The organism is Microcoleus sp. AT8-A3 (assembly GCF_036705675.1).
In the GTDB taxonomy this organism is placed as follows: Bacteria; Cyanobacteriota; Cyanobacteriia; order Cyanobacteriales; family Microcoleaceae; genus Microcoleus.
In genome coordinates, this window is record NZ_JAUBVD010000026.1 from 75,281 (window position 1) to 86,574 (window position 11,294).

9 protein-coding genes and 1 pseudogene are annotated in these 11,294 nt (G+C 43.0%); 6 read left to right on the forward strand and 4 right to left on the reverse strand.

What is annotated here, in order from left to right; translation table 11 throughout:
• Positions 1-170 precede the first annotated feature (170 nt).
• Positions 171-746 (forward strand): Uma2 family endonuclease, encoded by a 576-nt coding sequence (locus QUB51_RS16830; RefSeq protein WP_333261988.1) that lies wholly within the window; start codon positions 171-173, stop codon positions 744-746.
• 115 nt (positions 747-861) lie between these two features.
• On the opposite strand, the gene QUB51_RS16835 is transcribed toward QUB51_RS16830, so the two are convergent.
• Positions 862-2,235 carry an NACHT domain-containing protein gene (locus QUB51_RS16835; protein WP_333261985.1) on the reverse strand — a complete coding sequence of 458 codons (1,374 nt, stop codon included), beginning with the start codon at positions 2,233-2,235 and terminating at the stop codon, positions 862-864.
• Between the two features lie 388 nt (positions 2,236-2,623).
• On the opposite strand from QUB51_RS16835, the gene QUB51_RS16840 reads away from it, so the two are divergent.
• Positions 2,624-3,448: an SH3 domain-containing protein gene (locus tag QUB51_RS16840; RefSeq protein ID WP_333210204.1), complete on the forward strand. Its 825-nt coding sequence runs from the start codon at positions 2,624-2,626 to the stop codon at positions 3,446-3,448.
• Positions 3,449-3,577: 129 nt separating this feature from the next.
• Here QUB51_RS16840 and QUB51_RS16845 read toward each other — a convergent pair whose 3' ends face one another.
• Entirely contained in the window at positions 3,578-4,303 is a 726-nt protein-coding gene (locus QUB51_RS16845; protein WP_333261982.1) for a M15 family metallopeptidase, read from the reverse strand.
• Positions 4,304-4,603: 300 nt separating this feature from the next.
• Positions 4,604-5,899: an adenylosuccinate lyase gene (gene purB, locus QUB51_RS16850; protein ID WP_333054557.1), complete on the reverse strand. Its 1,296-nt coding sequence runs from the start codon at positions 5,897-5,899 to the stop codon at positions 4,604-4,606.
• 368 nt (positions 5,900-6,267) lie between these two features.
• On the opposite strand from purB, the gene QUB51_RS16855 reads away from it, so the two are divergent.
• From QUB51_RS16855 to QUB51_RS16870, 4 genes are read left to right on the forward strand one after another with little or no spacing between them, the layout of a single operon-like run.
• Positions 6,268-6,735 (forward strand): helix-turn-helix domain-containing protein, encoded by a 468-nt coding sequence (locus tag QUB51_RS16855; protein ID WP_333261979.1) that lies wholly within the window; start codon positions 6,268-6,270, stop codon positions 6,733-6,735.
• A gap of 1 nt (position 6,736) precedes the next feature.
• Entirely contained in the window at positions 6,737-7,576 is an 840-nt protein-coding gene (locus QUB51_RS16860) for a PIN domain-containing protein (RefSeq protein WP_333261976.1), read from the forward strand.
• 24 nt (positions 7,577-7,600) lie between these two features.
• Positions 7,601-7,831, forward strand: coding sequence for a type II toxin-antitoxin system HicB family antitoxin (locus QUB51_RS16865; RefSeq protein WP_333261973.1), 231 nt, complete (start codon positions 7,601-7,603; stop codon positions 7,829-7,831).
• Between the two features lie 53 nt (positions 7,832-7,884).
• Positions 7,885-10,305 carry a dynamin family protein gene (locus tag QUB51_RS16870; protein WP_333261970.1) on the forward strand — a complete coding sequence of 807 codons (2,421 nt, stop codon included), beginning with the start codon at positions 7,885-7,887 and terminating at the stop codon, positions 10,303-10,305.
• 24 nt (positions 10,306-10,329) lie between these two features.
• On the opposite strand, the pseudogene QUB51_RS16875 reads toward QUB51_RS16870, so the two are convergent.
• Positions 10,330-11,214 (reverse strand): annotated as a pseudogene (locus QUB51_RS16875) (DNA cytosine methyltransferase); the annotation flags it as partial.
• Between the last annotated feature and the right edge of the window lie 80 nt (positions 11,215-11,294).

The window sequence follows — 11,294 nt, forward strand, 5'->3', positions numbered from 1 at the left end:
AGGGTCAGACTAGAATATTAACCTTTTGGGGGTGTCGATCTAGGAGTCGATCGCAAATTCGGCAGTTAAAATCTGAGATTTGGCCAATCTTTATCATAACATTTGTATTATGTCAATGAATGTTTAAGTTAAAATAATACTAACTTGCCTGCCCACAGCAGAGGAATATTATGCTCCAGACAAAAACTCAACTAACTCTGGAAGAGTTTCTCACTCTTCCCGAAGGAGAAGGCGATATTACCTACGAACTTATTGACGAGCAAGCAGTACCGAAAATGTCACCTAACAAATTTCATTCTCGCCTCACCCGAAGCCTACTAAAAATCCTCGAACAGTGGGGTGAGGAACGGGGAGAAATTGGTGTAGAATGGGCGGTAAAATTAACCAGACTGGGGCGAGACTGGGTGCCTGTACCCGATCTTTTATATGTTTCTTACCAACGCTTATCTCCTGACTGGAATCAAGATGAAGCCTGTCCTGTAGCCCCAGAATTAGTCATAGAAATTATTTCACCCGAACAAACTTTCGGTCAGTTAGCTGCTAAAGCGAGAGATTATTTAGATGCTAAGGTATTGCGGGTTTGGGTAGTAGATAGTAAGGCTAGAAGCATTACAGTTTTTTACCCCGATGCAGCACCGCAGACTTATATGGGAGATACCCTATTAACAGATCCACTTTTTGATGGATTAGAATTTACTGCTAAACAGCTATTTCAGATGGCAAAAATACCACTAACCTTCTCTTAGATCCCAGACTTCCTCTAGAAGTAGGGGTTCTGGATATTGGGTTGTTTTGAGCGAGGCTTACTTAATTGCTCATTCATTTGCCAACTCCATATAACAACTAACGAATAACTAATGACTAATGACTAATTTCCGAAAAATGTTTTTGCAACAAATCGTGAATAAATCGATAGCGCCGATCGCCCGTTTTTTGCAGCAACAAGCGATCGCCCGCAGCATCGAGAAAACGCCTGTAATCCCAAGGAATGTAGCCGTTAGACCACAGAACCAGGCGCAATATAAAACTTTCAATCCCCGGAATTCCCGGCAACAAAGCACTAATTACCGCAGCAACAGCACCCGCAATCAATCCCCAAATCGACCCGGAGACTAAGCTGGCAATTAATCCTAAAATCACCCAAATCAGCCCGCCAAGCAGCTTAACTCCAAACTGATACTTGCGCCGTTCATCGGCTGTTTGCAGCCAGCTAGACGGTATGCGATCGAGGTAAAATTCTTGAATTCCTTGCTCTTCCATCCTTCTCGCCAGCCATCCCAGCCAGTAGCGAATTTGTTCGGGCCGCAGTTCCTTACCTCTGGGATACTGCTTGACTTGCCCGGTGATTTGGTGGCGAATATAGGCAGTTAAGAGATATTTGCGCTGTTCTTCGGCCGAAGTTATGCGCTTCCAAGCTTCAATTAAAATATCGTCGTAAGCCAAAGCCATCATGCTCAAAAGCAAGGGAACTTTTGCCAATTTCAACAACTCCGGCTCATGCTCAATGCTGTACCAAAGTTCTCGACTTCTGGCTTCTAGCAGATAATTTTGGATTTTAGTTTCTGTTAAAGGTTTCAATAAAACCGCTGCTTGCAGGCGAAATCGACTTTCGCAGTTTTTGTAAGCTTCAAAACTGCTGCAAGCTACTAAATGTTTGGGTTTAAATTCGCTTTCAACAAAGTGATTGATTGCTTGAATGCAGATATTTTGGCGGTGGGTTTCCACTTCGTCCAAGCCGTCGAGAAGAGGCAGCAATTGTTGTTCGGCAAGCCATTTTTTGCCTACAGCAGGAGAGATGCCGTATTTGAACTGAAGTTGAGCAATTAACCAATCGGCGATCGCCCCGGATTCTGCTTTCCACGATCCGAGTTCAAACAGCACTGGTACTGGCAAACTAGCATCTTTTTGGGCGCGGGAAATTAACACGCGAGCTAATTCTAGCAGCGTTGTAGTTTTGCCTGCACCCGTGGCTCCCAAAATTACCAATTTGCCACCGGTGCGATCGAACACTTTGGCAATGCTGGCTTTGGGAGGAAGCCGAAAACTCGGACGGTTCCCCGCTTTCACTTCCACATCCCAACAGCGGTTAACACCCGTTGGCGGCGAATCTTGGCTGAGGTTAGCCAGCACAGCAGCGTGCAAAGATTGCGCGAGGCCTGCTTGGACTTCCTGCTTCACCTCCTCCAACAATCTATCGCGAGGCGGTTGTAATCTCAGAGGAATCAATTTTGACATTTTATGTACCTCGCGCTGAACGCTTACTTTCGCAAATTTGCGCGCAAATACCCCAGAGCAAGATTACCATCAGTATAGGCGTCCAGTATATATTGACTCAAATTATTGCGGCAATTATGGATCTGAAATTTTATCTAAAAATTCTGACAAGCGAATTTCAAAGCTGGTACCCGCCACGTGATTTATCCGTGGAATCAATCCCAAATCGAAAATCGAAAATCCTCCAGCCCCCGAATTTATCTCGCGCAAGTCAATCCAAAATCCAAAATCTAAAATCTAAAATCGAATGACCCTGTGGTCGGCACTAGGTATTTCCACTATAAATTAACTGGCGATCGCCCCAACTCCCAAACAAAAATTATTAGTATAGATACAGAGAGGATTTTTTATGTCATTTACGAAGCGTCAAATCATCACAGTAAGCTTAGCAGGAGTGGCAACAGCGGTGGGAGTGGCCGTTGCAACTATACAGTCGGGTGCGATGAAACAATCCGATCTTCCCCTTGCAGAATCGCCCGCATCCACCCGAAACCAGATTGCAGGGCCAGCGAACAATCCCGAATCTCTGCAAGCAAAAACCCAGCCTGCGGAATCTCCGAAATCCGCAGCCCAACCTGCCAAAACCCCAGCACTTCAATCCTCGCTAGTTGCAGGAGTCCCTCCGCGAAAAGTTGAGCCCGTAGTTGTCACACCGCCAAATTCGGGTTGCAAAATCAGTATGGCTGTAGTCAGCGATCCGAATCCACCGCTAAATGTGCGATCGATCCCGCAAGTAAGGGGCAGCCAAATAGTAGGAAAACTTAAAAATAATACCTTTGTTTCAGTCGCCGAAGAACAAAACGGTTGGCTGCGAATTACAGATCCGCCCGGTTGGATTGCCAAAAACCGCACCGAAAGCAGTTGTTCTAACGTCAACCAGCAGATTAATTTTCGGCCGGGAGGAGATGAGGCAATTGTTAAAGGTCGAATTATCGGCGGCGGCACTCACTATTACCGGATTCGCGCCCGAAAAGGTCAAACAATGACTGTTAGGAATCGGAAAGATGTTTTTCCGCAAATTATAACTCCTCGTGGCCAACTATTAGCAGGAAATCCTTATGAAGGCAATGAAACAGAGTGGACGGGAAAAGTGCCAGTAACAGGCAATTACACATTACAATTAGACTCGAATTTCCGGGGATACGAATACGAATTTTCGGTAAAATTGCGATAAATATGCAGGTTTATAGAATGATAATTACGCACGGGTGGTCAGAAACCGGGTTTTTACGAGCAGACGCGTTGTGGCGCACAGATTCGCGAAAAAACCCGGTTTCTTTGTCGGAGTGCATAAGTCCTAAAATTAAGGAATCGCCCCAAGGGATATATCAAGAATTGCAAACTTCTGCCAATCCTCCGAATCAAAGTGCCACCATTCGGTTGTGATACCCATAAATCCGTGTTTTTTCATCGCATCCTTAAGCACTTGACGATTTTTCCGAGATTCTGCGCTGCCGCCTTGATAATCTCCGTGAGCTTTTTCGGTAAAATCATCGTAAGGTGTAGGCATTTCTAATTCTTTGCCGGTGCGATCGACTAAAGTCAAATCAATAGCAGCACCGCGATTGTGCCGCGAACCCCTAGCAGGATTAGCAACATAGCGCGGATCTGGCCAAGCTTGCCACATTTGCTTAGTGACAGAGAAAGGCCTGTAGCAATCGTAAACTTTCAAACCCAATCCGATTTTTTCCAAATCAGTTTGAACTAGCCCTAACTTTTGAGCAACAGAACTTCTCAAGGCGCATTTCGATATAGGGTAAAGTTTCCGTTTCAAGAAATTGTTAGTAGTGGCGTACCGGATATCGAGGCGAATGTTGGGATTTACGGTGCGGATGTCAACCAGTCGCGCCCCAGGGGGAAGTTGACTCATGAAAATGCTTTCAGGTACTACTGGGTTTGGTTCTGGTTGGGTAATTTGCAGTTGTGGCGGCTCCTGGGCGCTAATAGATGTTGTATAATTCAGTGTGGTTGTAGATAGTAATATTAGAGCGAATACAATTAAATATTTTGTAAATCGGTTTAATTTCATAGCTGTGTTAAGTGGATATTTAATAGAGTTTTTACATTGGATATTTTGGGGAATTTTCGCGCTTTTCGTGTTGTCTGTCATCCCGCCAGACCGACAGGGGTTGAAACCCCTGTCTCATAGCTAAAGTCCTCTGAAGAGGACTGAAATATTTCTCTAAAACTTTTATTTTATGAGTCTTTCAGTCGGTTTTAACCGACTTTAGCTATGAGACGGGGGTTTTAACCCCCGGCGGACTGTGAAACAAGCGCGAGAACGCTCGCTCTCTTTTCTCTCTGAGTCATTTTTAATTGTTAATTCTCCTCAAATTCCCAAGCGCTGATACACTAAATCTAAGTGCCTCAATTGATACTGCGGATCGAAACAATCATCAATCTCTTTGGTGGTCATCTTAGCTGTTACCCGATCGTCCTTAGCAATTAAATTGTAGAAATTGCCGCCCGGTTTGTTCCAAGCTTCGTGAGCACAAGATTGCACAATTTTGTATGCGTCTTCGCGACTCGTGCCTTTTTCTACTAAAGCTAACATCACCCGCTGGCTGAAGATGACTCCGCCGTAAAGGTTCATGTTTTGTTTCATGTTTTCGGGATAGACTAGCAGGTGTTTTACTAAGTCTGTGGTTTCTACTAACATGAAGTGAGTTACTGTAGAACTGTCGGGCAAAATCATCCGTTCTACGGAACTGTGAGAGATGTCTCTTTCGTGCCAAAGCGCAACATTTTCTAAGGCTGCGACGGCGTTGGCGCGGACGATTCTCGCCATCCCTGTGAGTCTTTCCGATCGAATCGGGTTGCGTTTGTGAGGCATGGCGGATGAGCCTTTTTGCCCTTTGGAAAAGAATTCTTCGACTTCGAGAACATCGGTGCGTTGCAGGTTGCGGATTTCTACTGCAAAACGCTCGATCGATGCTGCTAAGAGTGCTAAGGTTTGGACGTATTCGGCGTGTCGATCGCGCGAAATGACTTGAGTCGATGCGGTATCGGGTTCGAGTCCGAGGTTTTGACAGGCGATCGCTTCAATTCGCGGATCGATATTAGCATAGGTTCCGACTGCGCCGGAGATTTTGCCGACTGCTATGGACGATTGCAAATTCACTAATCGGTCGCGGTTGCGAAAGACTTCTGCCAGCCATCCTGCTAGTTTAAAGCCAAAGGTGATGGGTTCGGCGTGAATTCCGTGCGATCGGCCAACCATGACGGTATTGCGATGCTGTTGAGCCTGATAGCGAATAGCTTGACTCAATTCTTCGACACGTTCTAACAAGATATTGACGCTGGCGACTAATTGCAGCGCCAAAGCAGTATCGAGCACATCGGAACTGGTTAAGCCGAGGTGAATGTAGCGGCCGGCATCGCCTACATATTCGTTGACATTTGTCAAGAAGGCGATCATGTCGTGGCGGACTTCGGCTTCTATTTCGAGGACTCGTTTCGGGTCAAAATTAGCCTTAGCTTTGATTTCTTCGACTGCGGCGGCGGGGATGTAGCCGAGTTCGGCTTGAGCTTCGCAGACAGCGATTTCTACTTGCAGCCAGCTTTTCAGTTTGGCGGTTTCAGTCCAGATGTTGCCCATTTCGGGCAAAGTGTAGCGCTCTATCACGGTGGGAGTTGGGGAATGCGATCGTCTTATTGTACATCTGCGAAGCATCCGTCTTCAGTCGGAAGGGGGAATTTCGGGCGATCGAACTGTCCCCTTTGGGAATTTGAATATTTCGTTTGTTTCGGATATTGCGTTTATGGCACTGTAGGTGTTATCGTGAAGGAAACAACCAAGTATATGCCGGCCAAATACTTACATAGCCTTCGAGCAATGGCTGCACAGGTTTTCCGCGATCGCAGCCTCAGTCTGCTGAGCAATGAGCAATAAAAAATGGTTGTGTTAAAATCAGGGGTTTAAACCCCTGATTTTAACACAGATTGACTTTCTGCTTTCGATAGAAAAAAATCAAATCAAAAAAGAGATTAATTATGTTGAGCCAAAAAGCATCGCTTGAGTCCGTTTTGGTTCAAGAACAAGAAAAAGAATCAATAGCTGAATTAGAGCGGATTCTTAACCTCGATCCTTCGCAAGCAAAATTAGTGGGAAGCAACGGAGAAGAGATTCTTATTCCTGAATCTGTCTATCGTATGTTGTCTCATATCGTTCATATGATGGCATCAGGTCAGCGCATTTCTATAATGCCTCACAATTGCCAGTTGACAACACAAGAAGCTGCTGAGATTTTGAAGGTATCTAGACCCTTTCTAATCAAGTTACTAGAAACAGGAGAAATTCCCCATATCAAAGTTGGTTCACATCGACGAGTGACTTTCCAAGACTTAATAAATTATCAAGAACAGCGGAAAGTAAAGCGTCGCCAAGGGCTGCAAGAACTAACCCAATTTCTTCAGGATGAGGGGTTCTACGAAGATGGGGTGTGCGATCTAGCTAAGTAAGATGGATGTTTCTTCTGTTGTTCTAGATTCCTGCGTCATCTTCCCTATGCCTTTATGCGATACGCTGCTGCGTGCTGCCGAGGCTGAGTTGTACAGCGTTAACTTTTCACAAGAAATTCTAGATGGTGCTACCCGCAATCTTGTAAAAAAAGGCATAATGACAGATGTCAAAGCAAAATATTTTCAGGAACAGATTAAATACTCCTTTCCTGAAGCAATTGTCAAAGTGCCTGCAAGTTTGGTGGAAGCAATGACAAACCATCCAGGAGATCGTCATGTTGTAGCTGCTGCGATTGTCGCAAATGCTCAAATCATCGTTACAGATAACCTCAAACACTTCCCAAAAGAGGCTTTGGAACCTTATGGCATTGAGGCACAGCACCCGGATGTATTTCTAAGTGAGCTTTTCGATAATAACCCTGAGTCAATCGTTGAAGTAATTCGGCAGCAGGCTGAGGCTCTAAAAAACCCTCCTTGTACTGTTGCCGAAATTATTGAAAAATTAGAAAAAAATAATAGGGTACAGGAATTTGCTAGTAAAACTCGTTTCTACGAATACTTTGATTTTGTAACAGAAACTGCGAAACAAGCCTTACGGAAGATTGGAGAAGCTGCACCCGAAGGTGGTCGATGTTATGACGGGGAAAGATATCGACTCTGGATGAAAGGGCCAACTCTAACAATTACGGCTAAAGACGGTAGAGGAGAAGTTATTCGAGTTCAGAATGAGGAAATTGAGTGTAATATTTCATCGGAAGATGTCAAAATATTCCAAATATTTGCTCAACGCTTGGAGCAAGAATTAACAATAAATAGAATTGAGGCTCGACAATCAGATTAAGCAGAAGCTCAAGAAAATAGAAGAATGAATAGCCCTTACAGTCTCATCATCCAGTGGTCAGAAGAAGATCAACTTTTTGTTGTCAGTTGCCCTGAGTTTACCGATGTCATGCAGCCTTGCACTCACGGACACACTTACGAGGAAGCGGCCAAACACGGACAAGAATTGTTAGAAACATTGATTGAACTTTATCAAGAAGATGGCAAACATCTACCAGAAGCTTACACGTTGGGGAAACGACTACAAATTGCTTAAAGTTGTTATACAATTTCTGCTACCATTCACCATAAACACCAACTAAAAACCCTATGACTTCTCCTTCCAACCCCAATGTCCAAGACCTGCAAAGACAGGTGATTGCCCTGTTACAAGAAGTTAGCACTCTGATGGGTCGCGCTAGCAAAGAACTTAAGTCTGAGGATAGCTCAGAAAACAAGTACCAGATATATCAACAGGAAATTGAAAAGGAGATTGGTACAGTCACACACCTAAAACTCAGAATGGCTATTGCCGCACCGATGAATGCTGGCAAATCCAAAATTATTAATGCCATTATTGGTCAAGAACTCCTGCCAAGTTCTGCTACAGCGATGACCACACTGCCAACAGAGATTGTATTGAAAGAAAATGCAGCAGAGCCGATTCTAAAATTGAGTCCTGGAATTTGTGAAGCATTTAAGAAAGCATTGGATGCTATCAGGCTGAAAATTGAGCAGCAAGGGATGGAAGAAGTTCTTAAACATACTGGTGAATATCCGCATTTAGCAAGTTTACTCCAAGAAATCCACAGTGATACAGATTTTGGAATTTCCGAAGAAATCTATGGCAGTAAAAATATTAACAAAATCCTGACAGAGTTGAATCATATTATCCGTCTTTGCAACATTTTGGCAGTATCCCAAGATCAAGATCCTCTCCAGTTGCTCAATGACAATGACATTCCATCTATCGAAACTCCTTTTTTCAGAACACAGCAAAATCAACAACTAGAGAAGCTAGGTAATCTTGTAATCGTTGATACGCCTGGGCCAAGTGAAGCCGGAGTCAGCGAAAAACTAGAAATTGTAGTTTCCAAGCAACTTAAGCGTAGCCAACTTGTGCTACTTGTTCTTAATTTTACTGAATTGAGGGCTGAAGCAGCCGAAAAAATTAAAGCAGAAGTTCAAAAAGTTATCAGAACAAGCAGTCAAGAAAATTTATATGTTTTAGTTAATAAAATCGATCAGCGTCGTCCAGGTGACATAAATACCGAAATGGTAAAACAATTTGTTGCTAATAACCTCAAACTGGGCGACACAGACCACGTATTTGAAGTTTCGGCTAGGCAAGCATTCTGCGCTAAGGATTTTCTCCGTCAATCATCTCTCAGTAGTCAAGATATTAAAGATCCTGAAGCTGCCGAAGCATTAGCTAGAGAATTCTGGCCTGTTAATTGGGAAGATGAACTGAAGGAGGCAACTGTAGATAAATTACAAAAGATAGCGGTAAAACTTTGGGAAGCATCAAAGTTTGCATCTTTTCTGGAAGAAGCAATTAATGTAATTTTGCTACAAGTTGCCCCCCGCTGCATGGAGTTTGCATTGAATCGTTGTCTTATTAATCTAGATGATTTATGTAATAATGCAAAAAATGACCTGACTTACATTAACAGTAATGCTGAAAAGCTCCAGCAAGCAATTGAGGATCTTAAAAAAGAGCTTTCTAGTCTAGCTGATTGCCGTCGGAATCTAGATAAAGAGGTTGCCCAAACAAAAAAGCAAATAAAGGAAACCGTAAACGCCAACCTAGAAAACCTCAAAAAAGACGTAAAAAACGAACTTGACACACTATTGAAAAAGTATGTTTTAGATTCGGCTATAAAAGTATTTTCCAATTTGCCGGACAACATATCCAACTTCTTTAATAGAGATAAGGATGAATTTGAATTTGATAGTAAGCAAGAGGCCAAGCTATTCGCTGAGCAAATAGCAGCTTCGGCGAAGCAAATTATTGAACGCCAATTGGATGTCGCTTGTAAAGAGACGGATAAAAAGACTGAAGGCAGGATTCAAAAATTATCCGAGTTACTATATAATGAAACTAAGCCTATTATTGAACGCGCTCAAGAACGGTTAAAAAGAGATTTTGATGTTATTTTTAAGCCAGATATACTCAAGCTAGTTGATATTTACATAGAAGTGAATACCCCTAATCTTGAATTCAGAGGATATGGGTTATCTGATTTACTGGCAGCATTGTTAGAAGAAGCATTTGGTAATTTGTTTGTGCAGTTTGCTGCTGGCTTAGTGGCAATGGTAGCTAACAATCCAATACTGAGCACAATTTATGGTGTAGTTAGCACCGTTTTTGGTTGGTTGTTACGTGTGGACGTAGACAAACATGTATATAAAGAAAGATATACAGTTAACCTAATCCTTTTCAAGGGTGAAATAGTTAATTTTTTTGACAATAAAGTCGAAGAAATTCAAGAACAATCTAACCGATTGATTGAGCAATCATTGGAGCAACAAATTAAAAGGTACTTTGATGATCTAGACTCTATTCTAGGTGATTATAGGAATGATTTGGAGCAATCACTAAAAGCTCAAGCTTTACCTTTAGAAAGACTGAAAGAATTAAAGCAAGCGCTTGAATCATTTTCAGTAGGTAATGATAAATTACAGGTAGATAAGTTGAAAGAGAAGGCTAATGAACTTCTGAGTCAGACAAAATCATTAATAGCAAGCTGAGATGCGCTTACGTTTTTTTCTAATTTAAGATTTCTGGAACAGGAACTTATTAACTAAGCTAGGTTTGTTCAAAGCCATATCAGTCAAATATGGAATAAGTGCAAAACCGATACACTCCGCCAAACGAGGCGGCACGGCATTTCCAATTTGCCACATTGCCTTTTTCATCGAACCTTCAAAAATAAATGAATCCGGGAAAGTTTGCAATCTTGCCATTTCGCGAGCTGAAATCACGCGATTAAGATAAGGATGAATATGAGTGCCGCCGTGATTTTCTTTAACAGTCATACTCGGTTTTCCCGGATACTGTCGCTTGAAAGCATCGGCGTAGCTTTCATACAAAGAACCGCCTGGTGGAACTTTAGCAAGTCTTTCCATGTACTCAACAGAATGACGAGTCCATTCGTGGTTAATTTCCGGTATGCGAGTATATTCTGGTAAATCATCAATTGCTGACTCAATCGCTTTGTATTGTTCGGGCAACAATTGCGGCTTCGCATAGGGATTTTGCATCCCAAATCTATTGGCAATAAAAATAGCTCGCGGGCGGATTTGCGCGACTCCATAGGCGGCTGATTCCAGAACAGCAACGGACATATGGGGATAGCCAATTTCCTGAAAAGCATCGCAAATGGCTTGCTTAACAGCTCCTTTTTTTATAGTCAATATTCCGGGTACATTTTCCATGACAACATACCAAGGACGTATTTCAGAGACCACGCGGACAAACTCTCTAAATAAGCGATTTCGAGGGTCGTTGGGGTCGCGTTTTCCTGCAACTGAGAAGCCTTGACACGGCGGCCCGCCTACAACAACATGAACTTCGGGCGAACCAATTTCAGCGAGCAACTTTTGGGGATTTAAGTTTTTTATATCGTCACACAAGTGATGGCAAGCTGGAAAGTTTTTTATCGGGACTTAAACAAATTTTAAGCCCAAACAAAGCCTAAACTGGCTTTATAAGCGGAGAATACGTCCCAATTTTGGTT